Below are 14,008 nucleotides of genomic sequence, written 5' to 3'. Positions count from 1 at the left end.
CTCAGACCCGGACGCCCAGGATGGCGTCCAGAGCGCGCGCGAGGACGCCGGCCGAGGTGATGTCGGCCCCACCGCGGGTGAGGGTCAGCTTCGCCCAGGCGTCGACGGCCGCCAGCGCCCCCGGGGTGTCCAGGTCGTCCGCGACCCGCGCCCGGATCGCCTCGACGGCCTGGACCGAGTCGGGGGCCGAGTTGACCGACAGCGCCGCGCGCCAGGTGTCGAGCCGGGCCTGGGCCTGCTCGAGCACGGCGTCGGTCCAGGACCACTCGGTGCGGTAGTGCTGCCCGAGCAGGGCGAGCCGGATCGCCATCGGGTCGACCCCGTCGGCCCGCAGCTTGGAGACCAGGACGAGGTTGCCCTTGGACTTGCTCATCTTCTCGCCGTGCAGGCCCACCATCGCCTGGTGCGTGTAGGTCCGGGCGAACGGCCGCTGGCCGGTCAGCACGACCGCCTGGGTGGCACTCATCTCGTGGTGCGGGAAGACCAGGTCGGTGCCGCCACCCTGGACGTCGAACGACATGCCTAGGTGGTCCAGCGCGATCGCGGTGCACTCGATGTGCCAGCCGGGGCGGCCCTGCGGGAGGCCATCGACGGCCCACGAGGGCTCGCCGTCACGGGCGGCCCGCCACAGTAGCGGGTCGAGCCGGTCGCGCTTGCCGGCCCGGTCTGGGTCGCCACCGCGGTCGGCGAAGACGGCCAGCATCTGCTCGCGGGTCCAGTTCGAGACCGCGCCGAAGCCCGCGTCGGTGGAGATGTCGAGGTAGAGGTCGTCGCCTTCGGAGTCCGGGGTGTCGACCGCGTAGGCGGCACCGCGTTCGAGCAGGGCCCGCACTGCGGCACCCACCGGCTCGATGCTCTCGACGACCCCCACGTAGTGGTCGGGCGGGATCACGGCCAGCGCGGTCATGTCCTCACGGAAGAGGGCGATCTCCTCCGCGGCCAGGTCCTCCCAGTCGATGCCGTCACGGGTGGCGCGCTCCAGGAGCGGGTCGTCGACGTCGGTGATGTTCTGCACGTACTTGACGTCGTGGCCGGCGTCGCGCAGGGCCCGCCCCAGGACGTCGAACGTCACGTAGGTCGCGGCATGCCCCAGGTGGGTCGCGTCGTAGGGGGTGATCCCACAGACGTACATCCGCGCGGTCGGTCCGGGCGTGATCGCCCGGACCGCTCCGGTCGCCGAGTCGAAGACCTGCACGGGGTGGCCGGTGCCGGGCACGGCGGGACGGAACGGGGTGGGCCAGGAGATCACAGCGGAAGCCTACGGGGAGGGCTCAGAGCGGCGGCCACGGGATGGCCGGCCAGTCACCGGAGGGCACCGGGTATGCCGCGTGGTCGAGCAACGCGGCGCACCTGGCCGCCAGGGCGGTCACCTCGACCGGGGTGAGCAAGGGGGCGAGCTCGGTCCGCAGGGTCGACCCACCGTCGGCGAGGGCGTCACCGACCCGGGTGATCCGGACGACGTCGTCGTCCTGGAGCGGCTGCCCGGCGAAGCCCCACAGGACGGTGCGCAGCTTGGGGTCCTCGTGCAGGCTCACCCCGTGGTCGAAGCCGCGGAGCCGGTCGCCCTCGCGGACGAGGTGCGACCCCTTGCGGTCGGAGTTGTTGATGACCGCGTCGAACGCGGCGACGGCGCGGACCACGGGGCTGTCCTCGTGGACCACGACGACCGGACGGCCCCGCTCGTCCTCGCCCCGCAGTACCGCCAGCCACCCCGGCGGCACCGCGTCGGGGGTGACCAGGTCGACCACGTAGTCGGGGGCCGTCTCCGGGTCACCGACCCAGCGCTGCACCGAGCCCGGACCCCGTGGTCCGTCCCGCAGCACCGTCTCGGGCACGACGTCCCACCCGCCCGTCGAGCTGATCAGGTGGGCGGCGACCTCGCGGGCGGCCAACGACCCGTCCGGGAAGTCCCAGAGCGGCCGTTCGCCCCGGATCGGCTTGTAGATCGCCAGCGGTCCCTCGTCGTCCTCGAGCCGCACCAGCAGCGCGAGGTTCGAGGCGTCAGCCAGCGCTCCCAGCACCACCAGGTCTGCGCGCGCCAGGAGGTCGAGGGAGACCGACGGGCCACCTGCGGGCTGGGTCAGCGCTTGTACCCGTTCGAGCGGGGGCAGATGTGCCCCTCGGGTTCGAGCGGACCGCCGCAGAACGGGCAGGGCGGTCGACCCGCGGACACGACGGACTGGGCGCGCCGCGCGAACGCGCGCGCCCGGGACGGTGGCAGCACGACCCGCATCTGCCGCGGTTCCTCGGCGAGGACCTCCGGGTCGACGCCGGCCTCCGGGTCGTCGGGGTCGCGGTCGAGCGCCTCGATGATGATCACCTGGCGGTCCTCGTCCCAGGCCAGGCTCAGCGTGGTGACGCGGAAGTCGTCCTCGATGGGGGTGTCGAGGGGCGCGTTGTCGACCACCTCGGCGGCCGCGTGGTCGGCTCCCTCGCCCCCGGCGTAGCTGTCCAGCAGGTCGTTGATCCGGTCGGCGAGGACCGAGACCTGCTGCTTCTCCAGCGAGACGCTGGTCAGCCGGCGCCCCTCACTGGCCTGGAGGAAGAAGGTCCGCTGCCCCGGCGGACCGACGGTGCCGGCGACGAACCGGTCCGGTGGATCAAACTCGACGAGCCCCATGGCAAAACTCTAACCGGCTCCCCCACCGACGGTTGCGTCGCCCGACCCGGGCAGCTCCGCCGGAGCCTGGAAACGCGTGAGGTCGGGTGCGAGGTCGTTGGCGGCCAGGAGGAAGGTGTGCCGGCTGCCGTAGCGCACGACGGACACCGAGGCGGGGTCAGCGGTGTAGCGCTGGAAGCGGGCCAGACCCGATCCGGTCGCCTCGGCCAGGGTGGCCTTGAGGAGGTCGCCGTGCGTGACCGCCACCCACAGCGCGGACTCCCCGGACGCGGCCGAGACCTCCGCGTCGTGGCGCCGCACTGCCGCGACGACGCGGTCACTCATCTCCCGGAGGCTCTCCGCGGCATACCGGTCGTCGTCGGGGAAGCGGGCCGCCTCGGGGTCGTCCTGGACGGTCCGCCAGAGCGGCTCCTTGGCCAGGTCCTTGAGCGCCCGGCCGGTCCACGCGCCGTAGGCGCACTCCTGCAGGTCGTCGTCCACCGTGACCTCCACGCCGGCTGCGGCGGCGAGGGGCGCGGCGGTCTCGAGGCAGCGTTCGAGGGGGCTGCTCACCACGCGGATGACCGGGAGGTCGCGGAACCGTTCGGCCAGCTGGTCGGCCTGCTCACGACCCCGATCGGTGAGGTGTATGCCGGGGAGCCGGCCCGCGAGGACACCGTCGCCGTTGGCGCTCGAGTGGCCGTGGCGGACCAGGAGGACGGTGGGCACGTGCGCACTCTACGGCGCTGCATCGAATTTTCGGCACGGCCTCGCGGGACCGTCGGGGACGTGGTGGAGTAGCCCCGTGATCGTGGACCAGGCCATCTACCGCCAAGGCCAGCGGCTCCCCTGCGGCGACCTCAGCGACGCCCTCGAGGACCTGCGCGGCGGCGACGACCCACACGCCTTCCTCTGGATCGGGCTCAAGAACCCCACCGACGCCGAGTTCGACCTGGTCAACGACGAGCTCAAGCTCCACCCGCTCGCCGTCGAGGACGCCGTCAAGGGCAACCAGCGACCCAAGGTCGAGCTCTACGACAACACCATCTTCGTCGTGATGAAGACGTTGCGGTACATCGAGGAGACCTCGGACGTCGAGACCGGTGAGGTGATGCTCTTCGTCGGCGACCGGTTCGTCGTGACCGTCCGACGGGGCGAGGCGAACCCGCTCGCGGGGGTGCGGCACAACCTCGAGGGCAACGTCGACACCCTCCGCCACGGCGCCATCGCCGTCGTCCACGCAGTGATGGACAGCATCGTCGACAACTACGTCTCCATCGATGCCGAGCTCCAGAAGGACCTCGAGGACATCGAGGCGTCGGTCTTCACGGGAGCGAACCGGGTCAGCTCGGCCACGATCTACCGGCTCAAGCGCGAGGTCCTGGAGTTTCGTCGGGCCGCCGTGCCGCTGGCGGCGCCGCTGAAGATGCTGCACGACGGCTCGCGGTCACCGTTGCCGCAGAAGGAGGTCCGGCTGCTCTTCCGGGACGTGGCCGACCACCTCCTGCGGGTGATCGACCACGTGGAGTCGTACGACCGGCTCCTGACCGACATCCTCAACGCCCACCTCGCCCAGATCTCGGTCCAGCAGAACTCCGACATGCGAAAGATCTCGGCCTGGGTCGCGATCGCCGCCGTGCCGACGATGATCGCGGGGATCTACGGCATGAACTTCGAGAACATGCCCGAGCTCAAGTGGCACTACGGCTACTACATCGTCGTCGCCATCATGGCGGCCGCGTGCCTGGGGCTCTACCGGGCGTTCCGGAAGTCCGGGTGGCTGTAGGAGGTCCGCCTAGGTGGCGGTCATCCAGCCGGCCGCCAGCACCACGAGCAGCACCAGCCCCAGCGCGACCCGGTACCAGACGAACGCCGTGATCTTGTTGCTGCTCACGAACTTCAGCAGCCAGGCGATCGACGCGTAGGCCACCACGAAGGACACGATGACGCCGACGATGATCGGCCCCACGCCCAGCAGCTCGAGGTGGTCGGACTCGCTGAGCATCTCGAAGACGCCGGCCGCCGTCAGGGCCGGGATCGCCATGAAGAAGGACAGCCGGGTCGCGGTCAGCCGGTCGAGGCCACGGAACAGGCCGGCCGAGATGGTCGCACCCGAGCGGGAGACGCCGGGCACCAGCGAGGCGCACTGGACCAGCCCGATGACGAGTCCGTCGGTGAGGGTCACCTGTCCCTCACCGCGCTCCTCGCCCCGCGTCGCCAGCATCGCGTGGCGGCTCTCGGCGAGCCACATCACGGCACTCCAGGCGATGAGGGCGGCGGCGACGACCCACAGGCTGCGCAGGCCCCCGCTGATCAGGTCCTTGGCCGCGAAGCCCACGATCCCCACCGGGATCGAGCCCACGATGACCGCCCACGCGAGCTGGTAGTCGTGGTGGGTCCGCGCCTGCGCGCTGCCGAGACCGGCGAACCAGGCACCGAGCAGCCGGGCGATGTCCTTGCGGAAGTAGAGCAGGGTGGCGAGGATCGCGCCCAGCTGGATGACGGCCGTGTAGGCGGTGACCCCGGGGGCGTCGACCTTGAGGCCGAGCAGCTTCTCCGTGATGGTCAGGTGGCCCGTGGAGGAGACCGGGAGGAACTCGGTCAGGCCTTCCACGATGCCGAGGATCAGGGCGTCGAGATAGCTCAGGGTCAACGGTCTGCTTTCCGTTCAGTCGGGTGTGGCCGGGAGCGGTGCGGCGCCAAGGTCAGAGGCCAGTCTCCCCCATGAGCTCGGCCATGGTTCGCACGACATGCAGCCGCTCCTCTAGCCCCCCGGCGAAGGGTGCCACCGACAGGGTGCCGGTCCCGGCCTCGGCGTACCTCGACATCCGGTCGCGGATCCGGTCCCTGGGCCCGATCAGCGAGGTGGCGTCGATGAACTCGAACGGCACGGCGGCGGCCGCATCTCGGTGCTGCCTGGCGAGGAAGAGGTCCTGCACCTGCGCCGCCGCCTCCTCGAAGCCCATCCGGACCGCGAGCTGGTTGTAGAAGTTCTGCTCGCGCGACCCCATGCCGCCGATGTAGAGCGCCGCATACGGGCGGAGGGCGTCAGCGGCGGCCTGCACGTCGTCGGCGATCACGACCGGCACCGACGGGGCGAGGTCGAACCCGTCGAGCGGGTCCTCCTCGGTCCCCTTCCCCGCGCGACGTCGGCCGGACACCACCGACTCGACGAGGTCGCCCGAGTGCTCCGGGCTGAAGAAGATCGCGTGCCACCCGTCAGCCACCTCACCGGTCAGCTCGAGGTTCTTCGGCCCCACCGCCGCGAGGTAGATCGGCAGGTCGGGGCGCGGCGGGTGGACGGTGAGCTTGAGCGCCTTGCCGGGACCGTCGGGCAGTGGCAGCGTGAAGTGCCGCCCGGCATACGCGAGGGTCTCGCGCCGCAGCGCCATGCGCACGATCTCGACGTACTCGCGGGTGCGGCCCAGGGGGGCCGTGAACGGTACGCCGTGCCACCCCTCGCTCACCTGCGGACCACTGACCCCGAGCCCCAGCCGGAAGCGCCCCTTCGACAGGGTGTCGAGGGTCGCGGCGGTCATCGCCGTCATCGCGGGCGTGCGCGCCGGGATCTGCATGACCGCCGCCCCGAGGTCGATCCGCTCGGTCAGCGCCCCGATCCAGGAGAGCACGGTGGGCACGTCCGAGCCGTACGCCTCCGCCGCCCAGGCCACGGCATACCCGAGGCGGTCGGCCTCGTGCGCGACGGCGACGTTGTCCTGGTCCACGCCCATGCCGAAGTAGCCGAGGTTCACTCCGAGTTCCATGGGAGCGAGGGTAGCGGCGGGTGCACCACGGGAACGCGGCGTGGGCCGACTACCGTACGGAACCATGCGTCAGCGACGAATGGGGAGCTCTGGTCTGTCGGTCTCCCGCCTGGCCCTCGGCACGATGACCTGGGGCCGCACGACGGACGAAGCGGGCGCCCGCGAGCAGCTGCGCACGTTCCTCGACGCGGGTGGCACCCTGGTCGACACCGCCCACGGCTACTCCGACGGCACCTCCGAGGAGATCATCGGCCGGCTGATCGACGACGACGTGCCGCGCGAGGACCTCGTCATCTGCACGAAGTCGGGGATCTCCCGGCGCTCCGGGCACCGGGTGGTCGACACCTCACGACACAGCCTGCTGAGCCAGCTCGACACCTCGCTCGAACGTCTCGGCACCGACCACGTCGACCTGTGGCTGGTGCACACCTGGTCGGACGAGGCACCGCTGACCGAGACGCTGTCGGCCCTGGAATGGGCCGTCAGCACCGGTCGGGCACGCTACGTCGGGGTCTCGAACTTCAGTGGCTGGCAGGTCGCGCGGGCCATGTCGCTGCTGGAGCAGGCGCGGGTCCCGTTGGTGGCCAACGAGGTCGAGTACTCCCTCACCAACCGCACGGCCGAGCCGGACCTGCTCGCCGCCGCCCAGGCCCTCGGGTTCGGGCTGCTCCCCTGGTCTCCGTTGGGCCGTGGGGTCCTGACCGGCAAGTACCGCAACGGGATCCCTGCCGACTCCCGCGCCGCGTCCCGCGACTTCCCGCGTTTCACCGCCCGCTACCTCGACGACCGCAGCACCGGCATCGTCGAGGCGCTCGCCATCGCGGCCAAGGGACTCGACGTCAGTCCCACCGAGGTGGCGCTGGCCTGGGTGCGCGACCGCCCAGGCGTCGTCAGCCCGGTGGTCGGGGCGCGCACCACGGCACAGCTGCGGACCTCACTGGCGAGCGAGTCGCTGGAGCTGCCCGAGGAGCTGGTGGCCGCCCTCGACGAGGTGTCTGCCTGACCAGGCTGACCGCTCAGCGCTCGCTCTCGACCTCGTAGTCCGCGTCGTCGAGCCCGGAGTAGACACTGCCGTCGCCGTCCTCGTCACCATGGTCGTCGAGCTCGTCGTCCTGGTCGTCGTCGTCGTCGTCCTGATCGTCGTCCTCGTCGTCGTCCTCGTCGTCCTCGTCGTCGTCCTCGTCGTCACCGTCGTAGATGTCGAGCGGCGTCATCTCGCCGTAGGCCTGGAGGAGGGCGTCGTCGTACGACGCGAAGGCGTCAGCCAGGTCGTCATAGGCCGCGATCACGGTCGGGTCTTCCTCGCCCCGCTTGGAGGCCGATGCCTCGAGGTGCCGCTCGAACGCGGTCATGAGGTTGGCCAGCGCGCCACGCGGGTCTGCGGTCATGGCTCGACGGTATCGGGTTCTGGGGCAAAATGGCGCTCGATGGTTGAGTACGAGTACCGCGTGGTGAGCTTCACCCGAACCGATTCACGATCCGACATCCGGCGGACGTTGACCGAGCATGCCGAGTACGGCCACTGGGAGCTGCACCGCACCCGGATCTACCTGGGCGGTCAGCAGCGGACCTGGTTGCGCCGCAAGATCATCCGCGCGCCTCGCCCGCACTGACGGTCGTCAGCGCGGGCGAGTCCCACAGCAGTCCTCGGCGCGCGCTCACCGGACGACTGCGAGCAGGTGGGCCTTGCGCAGGCACGCGAGGCCGAGGGCGAGCAACCCTCCCGCCAGCAGGAGGGTCGGGGCGACGTCGGTCCCGGTGAAGGCCAGCGAGGTCGGCAGGCCGGACCGTGGGTCGGCGGTCGGCCCGGGGCGCGAGGCATCCTGGGGCGCGGCCGGCGACTGCGGCGCGGCCGGGCTCGCGGCGGCGGCCTTCGGGCACGGGACGACGAGCGGCTGCAACGGCACCCCGGCGTCCACCAGCTCGGCGATGACGTCACGGTCGAGCACCACGATGGTCGCCCGCACCGGCACCACGTCCTGCGGGACGCGGGCACAGACGCCGAGGAACTCCGCCACGGCCGCGTCCACTGCCGCACGGTCGTCGCCAGCCGGAGCCTGCACCTCGGCGCTGGCGCCGGGTGCGTCCTGCTGTTCGCCGGACGGGTCCTGGCCGGGGAGCCCGGGCAGGGCAGGTGGGGCCGGCACCGACGGCACCGCCGGGAGTGCCGGGGCGTTCGGAGGCGGGGGCGGCAGGGTAGGAGTGGCGGAGCCACCGAGCAGCTGGGTGACAGCCGCCGTCACCGGGTCGGGCAGTGTCGCGGCCTGAGCCGCTCCCCCCGACGACAACCAGACGAGGCCGCCCACTGCCAGCGCCCCTGCGAGCCGGGCCAGGTTCGTGCCCGGGGACTTGTGTGCCATCCGCTGCTCCTCCGTCGTCGATCTCTCACGAGGTCAAACGACGGGCTCGGCCCGCAGGCTACGCCCACGGAGGGGCAAAGTTTTCGGTATGCCGCGTGGCCGGCCACGCGGCATACCGCTCAGCAGGTGGCGATGAAGCGCTGGAGGACCCGCGTGCCGAACTCCAGTGCAGCCACCGGCACCCGCTCGTCGATGCCGTGGAACATCGGCGCGAAGTCGAGGTCGGCCGGGAGCTGCAGCGGGGCGAACCCGTAGCCGGTGATGCCGAGCTTGCTCAGGGCCTTGTTGTCGGTGCCTCCCGACAGGCAGTACGGCAGCACCTCGGCGCCGGGGTCCTCCGCCAGCAGGGCGGCCTTCATGGCGTCGACGAGCGGACCCTCGAACGGCGCGTCCAGCGCGATGTCGCGGTGCACGATGTCGACGGTGACGTGCTCGCCGGCGAGCTCGCGGATGGTGTCGAGGAGCTCGTCGTCGTGGCCGGGCAGGAACCGGCAGTCGAGGGAGGCCGAGGCACTCTGCGGGATCACGTTGTGCTTGTAGCCGGCCTCGGCCATGGTGAAGTTCGCGGTGTCCTGGAGCGTCCCGCGGACGAACCCCTGCGCGCCACCGAGGTGGTCGAGCAGCTCGTCGAGGTCCTCGTCGGAGTAGGACGTGCCGGTGAGCTCGGACAGCCCGTCGAGCAGCTCGCGGACCGAGGCGAGGTACTCGCGCGGCCACTTGTGCTCGTTCACCCGGGTGATCGCCTCGGCCAGGCGGACCAGGGCGTTCTCGTCGTTGGGCACCGAGCCGTGGCCGGCGCGGCCGTGGGCGGTCAGGCGCAGCCAGAGGATGCCCTTCTCGGCGGTCTGCACCAGGTAGGCGCGGGTCTCGCCGTCGGAGGTCGGGACGGTGACGCTGTAGCCGCCGACCTCGGAGACCGCCTCGGTGACACCCTCGAAGAGCTCGGGGTGGTGGTCGACGACGTGGTGGCTGCCCTTGACCCCACCGGCCTCCTCGTCGGCGAAGAACGCGAACACGATGTCGCGCGGCGGCTTGGCGCCACGACGGGCGAGGTCGCGGACGTTGGCCAGGATCATCGCGTCCATGTCCTTCATGTCCACCGCGCCGCGACCCCAGATGCAGTCGTCCTTCAGCTCCGCGGACAGCGGGTCCACCTGCCAGTCATCCGCGTTGGCGGGCACGACGTCGAGGTGTCCGTGGATGCAGAGAGCCGGCCGCGCACGGTCCTCGCCCTCGACCCGCACCACCACGCTGGTCCGGCCGGGGTCGCTCTCGACCACGGTGGGCTCCAGCCCGACCTCGCGCAGCTGGGCCACGACGTAGTCGGCCGCCTCGCGCTCCCCCGGCCCGCTGCCGTCGCCGTAGTTGGTGCTGTCGATGCGGATCAGGTCGCGGCACAGGCGCACGACCTCGTCGACGGGGCTGGTGGGCTGGCTGCTGGGCTCGGTGACCTCGCTCATGGCATCCAGACTAGGCGCGTCGGGTATGCCGTGCCCGTGACGGTTCGCCCGGGTTCCGTTGAGGGCTGGGCCGTTTGGGAGTTGGGGTGGCCTGCGTGCTATCGTTCCGGGTCGCAGCAGGCGCTCCCCAAGGGGCCTGCGAAGCACCTTGTCCGGGTGGCGGAATGGCAGACGCGCTAGCTTGAGGTGCTAGTGCCCTTTATCGGGCGTGGGGGTTCAAGTCCCCCTCCGGACACCGACGCGAAGGACCCCGACACACACCGTGTCGGGGTCCTTCTGCGTGATCCTCCTGCGGGTCAGCCGGCAGAGAAGACGTTGGGTACGGCCCGTTGCCACTCGGTGCCGGCCCGGTCCAGGCGGATGACCTTGCCGCTGGACGTGCGCGCCACCATGGTCGTCGAGCCGCCACCGTCGAGGTTGGTGGCGTCCCACGACCCGAGCTTGGCCATGTAGTCGGCCATCTGGTGGATGGTCGCGCCGCCGTAGCGCACGCCGTCGACCGTGGCCCGACCCGAGGCGGTGACGAAGAGCAGGTCCCCGCTCTTGGTCCACCCGATGGCGGTGCGGGGCCGCAGCAGCTCGTCGCGGCTCGTGCAGGTGCCGCCGTTCTTGACGCCCTGGTTCAGGAACCGGGCTCCGCGGCCGACGGCCTCGTAGACCGGGAACGGGGCATCGGTGGAGGCGTGGTAGCTGATGGACACGCTCGTGCCGATCCGGAACGAGGCCAGCCAGCTCCCGGCCGTGCCGGTCGCCGTCAGGATGGTCTGCCCAGAGGCGGCGGTCTGGCCGCGCGTCGTGCCGGTGCGCACCGCGACGACCTTGCCTCCCGCGACGACGACGTCGGCGGTGCCGTACGGCCGACGGGCCTTGCCCCAGGACGGCGTGTAGGCGTTGATGCCACTGCCCGACAGGCTCTGCCAGTTGAGCCCGGTCACGGCCTGGTAACCATGGCCGGTGGCGCTGACGCTGCCCGTGATCCACAGCCGCGACGGGAGGGAGCGGCCGTCCTTGGCGGTCACGATGGCCGGGTCGTGCGGCGATCGCGCCTTGCGGAGCCAGCCGGAGGTCATCTGCGGCAGGTCGGGCATGGCTCCCACGGTCGGGTTGAACACCCCGCCGTTGACCATCACCACGGCGGTCGGTGCGTCGAGGAAGTACGCCGACGGGATGCGTGCCGTGTTGAGGTTGGCCGCGGCCCGCACCCGGGGGTTCGCCGCCGACGCCGCCGGCACGGTCACGGCCACGATGCGGGTGGATGCCTGCGGGTTGCTCGGAGTGGGCCCGGTGTCCCAGATCCGGGCCGTCGCGCCACCGGCGAGCTGGGTCACGGTGGGCGTGCGTGAGAGCAGGGTGGGCGTGGCCCGGCAGGTCGCGGCGTCCGCGGTCTGCGGGGCGGCCAGGGTGACGGTGCCGGTCAGGGTGGCGGCCAGGGCCACGGAGGCGCTCAGCGCCACAGCGGCGCGCTGCGTGGGTGCAGTCATCGGTACGGGTCCTTCGTCGTGCGCAGCCCGGGGGTCGGCTGCCTCACCCGGAAGCGTGCCGCATCCGGTCACCCTGCAGCGGGGGTTCCGGCGAACGGTGGCCGAACACCCGATAGGGCCGGGCCTGCGACTGGCTAGGGTCGCAGGGTGCTCGAGGCCCTGCTGCTCGCCGTCGCGGCGCTGTTGATCGGGTACGCCAAGACCGCGATCGGCGGCCTCGCGAGCATCAGCGTCGCCATCTTCGCGAGCGTGATGCCGGCGCGGGAGTCGACCGCGGCGATCCTGCTCCTCCTGATCATCGGCGACGTGGTGGCCGTGTGGCACTACCGGAGCGAGGCCGACTGGGGCCTGTTGCGCCGCCTCATCCCGGCCGTGCTCCCGGGGCTCGCCCTGGGCGCGGCGTTCCTCGCCGTGGTCGACGACACCGTCCTGCGCCGCTCCATCGGGGTGCTCCTGCTCCTCTTGGCCGCCCTCCAGCTGGCCCTGCGCTGGCGGTCGCCCGATGTCGGGAGGGTCGGCAGGTCCCGGAGCGCCGCGATCGGGACCGGGATCGCCGCCGGGTTCACGACCATGACCGCCAACGCGGCGGGTCCGGTGACGACCCTCTACCTCGTGGCGCAGGGGGTCGAGAAGCTGCGCTTCCTCGGGACCAGCGCACTGCTCTTCTTCGGGGTGAACCTCTGCAAGCTGCCCTTCAGCGTCGGGCTCGGCCTGTTCGGTCCCCACACCGTGCAACGCACCCTGCTGCTGGCGCCGTTCGTGCTGCTCGGGGCCTGGGCAGGGCTCCGGACGGTGCGGCGGCTCAGCCAGGCGCGGTTCGACCAGTCCGTGCTCGTGGCGTCTGCCGTGGCCGCCGTCGCCCTCATCGTCCGCTGAAACTGACTAGTCCTCATCCGTTCGGCCATTCCCGGTCGTGAACTCGGCCGACCCCCGGCGCGTCCGCGCACGGCGCTCTCATCCGGCTCCTACCGTCGAAGACGTGAGCACGCAGACCATCCACCGCACCACCAGCCACCACCCGCGCGTCCTGCGCGGGGCGCGGGGCTGGCTGTGGGTGTGCGACTGCGGCAGCGCGTCGTGCCGGACCCCCGCCCAGGCCCCGTTGCCCTGGCGCTCGGCCCTGATCGGTGCGCTCCTGCACTCGTCCACCATCGCGCCCTGACCGAGGGCTCCCCCGGCACCTGGCGCTGCTAGAGCCAGGTGTGCACCCGCACCGTGGTGCCCGCCGCGGACGACCGCAGCTGCACGAGGTCGCACAGCTGGTTGACCATCCAGAGCCCTCGGCCGTCCAGCTCCTCGGTCCCCGGGGCGAGCCGGCCCGCCAGCGGGTCCGCCACGACCCCCTCGTCGGTGACCTCGCAGACCAGCGCCTGGCTCGTCCTCCAGAGCCGCAGGGTGCCCCTCCCCCGACCGTGCAGGACCGAGTTCACCCCCAGCTCGTGCAGGGCCAGCCCGAGGTCGGCTGCGCGGTCGTCGGTGATGCCGCAGGCCCGGGCCACCTGCAACGCGAGGTCTCGGACCGCCCGGATCGTGGACGGTGTGATGGCCCGCACGATGGTGGCCGCCGGGGCCGCGGGCAGTGGGGACGCGAACGCGGCGGCGCCCAGGTCGTGGCCGCCGTACAAGTCGTTGGTGCGGGCCAGGCCGTCGCTGTCCGCCACCCACGGGTGCGTGTGCAGGGCCTCCTCGACCACCTCGTCGGTCAGGGCGCCGACCTCGTAGGGGCAGCGCAGCCACAGGGGTGCCGTCGCGGGGATCGCGTCGTTGAGCAACGCCTCGTGCAGCTGGCACTCGGTCACCTCGACACCGGTGCGACCCGCCCAGAGCGGCTCGCCCACACCGCGTGAGGGCCGGTCACCCGCCTCCGCGACGAAGTCCACCCAGGCCTGGATGAGGCACGCCGGGTTGGCACCCAGCGTCTCCATCTCGGCGAACCGCACCTGTGCGGCGGCCTCCCCCAGGGCGGCCCGCACCGCCCGGAGGCGCACGGCGGGCAGGGCCACCAGCGCGAGCTCACCGGCCAGGACCCCCTGCCGCACGAAGTCCGCGGCGGCCCTGACGAAGGACCGCTGCCCGGACCACAGCATCACGTCGTGCACGTAGCCTTCGTGGGCGCGCCCCATCATCGGGCGGGGTGTGCTCGTCATGCTCATGATGACTCCGTGCGCGGGGGCGCCGGGCGACACCTCCCGGACTCCCGTCAGGGTACGCCCGTGCGAGCCGGCCCGAAGGGGAAATGGGAGGGCAGGAATCCGCCTCTCGCGCGCCTGCCGTCTGGGAGGCTGAGGTTGGCAGCGTGGCGCATCTCCGCCATTGTTCGAGGACCACTGCAACCCAGGAGGCT

General features: G+C 71.8%; 16 protein-coding genes and 1 tRNA gene. 6 read left to right on the top strand and 11 right to left on the bottom strand.

Annotated features, from left to right (window positions below; genetic code table 11):
* Nucleotide 1: 1 nt before the first annotated feature.
* The 4 genes from mshC to ASG95_RS10795 are packed head-to-tail and all read right to left on the bottom strand — an operon-like array spanning nucleotide 2 to nucleotide 3,328.
* Nucleotides 2–1,249 carry a cysteine--1-D-myo-inosityl 2-amino-2-deoxy-alpha-D-glucopyranoside ligase gene (gene mshC / locus ASG95_RS10810; protein ID WP_057377457.1) on the bottom strand — a complete coding sequence of 416 codons (1,248 nt, stop codon included), beginning with the start codon at nucleotides 1,247–1,249 and terminating at the stop codon, nucleotides 2–4.
* A 22-nt stretch (nucleotides 1,250–1,271) separates the two neighbouring features.
* Nucleotides 1,272–2,042, bottom strand: a complete 771-nt coding sequence (locus ASG95_RS10805) for an SCO1664 family protein (RefSeq protein ID WP_369820407.1) — start codon at nucleotides 2,040–2,042, stop codon at nucleotides 1,272–1,274.
* 38 nt (nucleotides 2,043–2,080) lie between these two features.
* A complete protein-coding gene (locus tag ASG95_RS10800) occupies nucleotides 2,081–2,620 on the bottom strand; it encodes a DUF3090 domain-containing protein (protein ID WP_056921033.1) in 540 nt (179 codons plus the stop codon).
* A 9-nt stretch (nucleotides 2,621–2,629) separates the two neighbouring features.
* The gene (locus tag ASG95_RS10795) at nucleotides 2,630–3,328 is read right to left on the bottom strand and encodes an MSMEG_4193 family putative phosphomutase (RefSeq protein ID WP_057377455.1); all 699 of its coding nucleotides are present in this window, start codon (nucleotides 3,326–3,328) and stop codon (nucleotides 2,630–2,632) included.
* A 76-nt stretch (nucleotides 3,329–3,404) separates the two neighbouring features.
* On the opposite strand from ASG95_RS10795, the gene corA reads away from it, so the two are divergent.
* Nucleotides 3,405–4,385 carry a magnesium/cobalt transporter CorA gene (corA, locus tag ASG95_RS10790; protein ID WP_057377454.1) on the top strand — a complete coding sequence of 327 codons (981 nt, stop codon included), beginning with the start codon at nucleotides 3,405–3,407 and terminating at the stop codon, nucleotides 4,383–4,385.
* A gap of 9 nt (nucleotides 4,386–4,394) precedes the next feature.
* Here the strand turns inward: corA and ASG95_RS10785 are convergent, their stop codons facing one another.
* Both ASG95_RS10785 and ASG95_RS10780 read right to left on the bottom strand, forming a co-directional pair.
* Complete coding sequence (locus tag ASG95_RS10785; protein WP_082592493.1) at nucleotides 4,395–5,252, bottom strand: undecaprenyl-diphosphate phosphatase; 858 nt, start codon at nucleotides 5,250–5,252, stop codon at nucleotides 4,395–4,397.
* A gap of 52 nt (nucleotides 5,253–5,304) precedes the next feature.
* Complete coding sequence (locus ASG95_RS10780) at nucleotides 5,305–6,363, bottom strand: LLM class F420-dependent oxidoreductase (protein ID WP_057377453.1); 1,059 nt, start codon at nucleotides 6,361–6,363, stop codon at nucleotides 5,305–5,307.
* A gap of 64 nt (nucleotides 6,364–6,427) precedes the next feature.
* On the opposite strand from ASG95_RS10780, the gene ASG95_RS10775 reads away from it, so the two are divergent.
* Nucleotides 6,428–7,366: an aldo/keto reductase gene (locus ASG95_RS10775; protein WP_057377452.1), complete on the top strand. Its 939-nt coding sequence runs from the start codon at nucleotides 6,428–6,430 to the stop codon at nucleotides 7,364–7,366.
* 13 nt (nucleotides 7,367–7,379) lie between these two features.
* On the opposite strand, the gene ASG95_RS10770 is transcribed toward ASG95_RS10775, so the two are convergent.
* Nucleotides 7,380–7,751 carry a hypothetical protein gene (locus tag ASG95_RS10770; protein ID WP_057377451.1) on the bottom strand — a complete coding sequence of 124 codons (372 nt, stop codon included), beginning with the start codon at nucleotides 7,749–7,751 and terminating at the stop codon, nucleotides 7,380–7,382.
* A 39-nt stretch (nucleotides 7,752–7,790) separates the two neighbouring features.
* Between ASG95_RS10770 and ASG95_RS10765 the strand changes: the two genes are divergently transcribed.
* Nucleotides 7,791–7,976: a DUF5703 family protein gene (locus ASG95_RS10765; protein ID WP_057377450.1), complete on the top strand. Its 186-nt coding sequence runs from the start codon at nucleotides 7,791–7,793 to the stop codon at nucleotides 7,974–7,976.
* A gap of 45 nt (nucleotides 7,977–8,021) precedes the next feature.
* Here the strand turns inward: ASG95_RS10765 and ASG95_RS10760 are convergent, their stop codons facing one another.
* Entirely contained in the window at nucleotides 8,022–8,723 is a 702-nt protein-coding gene (locus ASG95_RS10760) for a hypothetical protein (protein ID WP_057377449.1), read from the bottom strand.
* A gap of 119 nt (nucleotides 8,724–8,842) precedes the next feature.
* On the bottom strand, nucleotides 8,843–10,183 hold the full coding sequence (locus ASG95_RS10755; protein WP_057377448.1) for a M20/M25/M40 family metallo-hydrolase: 1,341 nt from the start codon (nucleotides 10,181–10,183) through the stop codon (nucleotides 8,843–8,845).
* Between the two features lie 150 nt (nucleotides 10,184–10,333).
* On the opposite strand from ASG95_RS10755, the gene ASG95_RS10750 reads away from it, so the two are divergent.
* Nucleotides 10,334–10,418, top strand: a tRNA-Leu gene (locus ASG95_RS10750).
* A 61-nt stretch (nucleotides 10,419–10,479) separates the two neighbouring features.
* Here ASG95_RS10750 and ASG95_RS10745 read toward each other — a convergent pair.
* The gene (locus ASG95_RS10745; protein WP_057377447.1) at nucleotides 10,480–11,664 is read right to left on the bottom strand and encodes a phosphodiester glycosidase family protein; all 1,185 of its coding nucleotides are present in this window, start codon (nucleotides 11,662–11,664) and stop codon (nucleotides 10,480–10,482) included.
* 147 nt (nucleotides 11,665–11,811) lie between these two features.
* Here ASG95_RS10745 and ASG95_RS10740 point away from each other — a divergent pair, with 147 nt between their 5' ends.
* Together ASG95_RS10740 and ASG95_RS10735 are read left to right on the top strand one after the other, a co-directional pair.
* Nucleotides 11,812–12,540 carry a sulfite exporter TauE/SafE family protein gene (locus tag ASG95_RS10740; RefSeq protein ID WP_057377446.1) on the top strand — a complete coding sequence of 243 codons (729 nt, stop codon included), beginning with the start codon at nucleotides 11,812–11,814 and terminating at the stop codon, nucleotides 12,538–12,540.
* A 103-nt stretch (nucleotides 12,541–12,643) separates the two neighbouring features.
* The gene (locus ASG95_RS10735; RefSeq protein WP_056921044.1) at nucleotides 12,644–12,826 is read left to right on the top strand and encodes a hypothetical protein; all 183 of its coding nucleotides are present in this window, start codon (nucleotides 12,644–12,646) and stop codon (nucleotides 12,824–12,826) included.
* Between the two features lie 28 nt (nucleotides 12,827–12,854).
* Here the strand turns inward: ASG95_RS10735 and ASG95_RS10730 are convergent, their stop codons facing one another.
* Nucleotides 12,855–13,817 (bottom strand): sensor histidine kinase, encoded by a 963-nt coding sequence (locus tag ASG95_RS10730; protein WP_057377445.1) that lies wholly within the window; start codon nucleotides 13,815–13,817, stop codon nucleotides 12,855–12,857.
* Between the last annotated feature and the right edge of the window lie 191 nt (nucleotides 13,818–14,008).

Origin of the sequence: Phycicoccus sp. Soil803, from assembly GCF_001429685.1 — a bacterium.
Classification (GTDB): Bacteria; Actinomycetota; Actinomycetes; order Actinomycetales; family Dermatophilaceae; genus Pedococcus.
This window is presented reverse-complemented; position numbering and strand designations above follow the sequence as displayed.

What these genes read in the sequence shown, in the direction of transcription:
- ASG95_RS10800 (WP_056921033.1), bottom strand. Translation starts at nt 2,620, where the DNA reads ATGGGGCTCGTCGAGTTTGATCCACCGGACCGGTTCGTCGCCGGCACC.
- ASG95_RS10780 (WP_057377453.1), bottom strand. Translation starts at nt 6,363, where the DNA reads ATGGAACTCGGAGTGAACCTCGGCTACTTCGGCATGGGCGTGGACCAG.
- ASG95_RS10775 (WP_057377452.1), top strand. Translation starts at nt 6,428, where the DNA reads ATGCGTCAGCGACGAATGGGGAGCTCTGGTCTGTCGGTCTCCCGCCTG.
- ASG95_RS10770 (WP_057377451.1), bottom strand. Translation starts at nt 7,751, where the DNA reads ATGACCGCAGACCCGCGTGGCGCGCTGGCCAACCTCATGACCGCGTTC.
- ASG95_RS10765 (WP_057377450.1), top strand. Translation starts at nt 7,791, where the DNA reads ATGGTTGAGTACGAGTACCGCGTGGTGAGCTTCACCCGAACCGATTCA.
- ASG95_RS10760 (WP_057377449.1), bottom strand. Translation starts at nt 8,723, where the DNA reads ATGGCACACAAGTCCCCGGGCACGAACCTGGCCCGGCTCGCAGGGGCG.
- ASG95_RS10755 (WP_057377448.1), bottom strand. Translation starts at nt 10,183, where the DNA reads ATGAGCGAGGTCACCGAGCCCAGCAGCCAGCCCACCAGCCCCGTCGAC.
- ASG95_RS10745 (WP_057377447.1), bottom strand. Translation starts at nt 11,664, where the DNA reads ATGACTGCACCCACGCAGCGCGCCGCTGTGGCGCTGAGCGCCTCCGTG.
- ASG95_RS10730 (WP_057377445.1), bottom strand. Translation starts at nt 13,817, where the DNA reads ATGAGCATGACGAGCACACCCCGCCCGATGATGGGGCGCGCCCACGAA.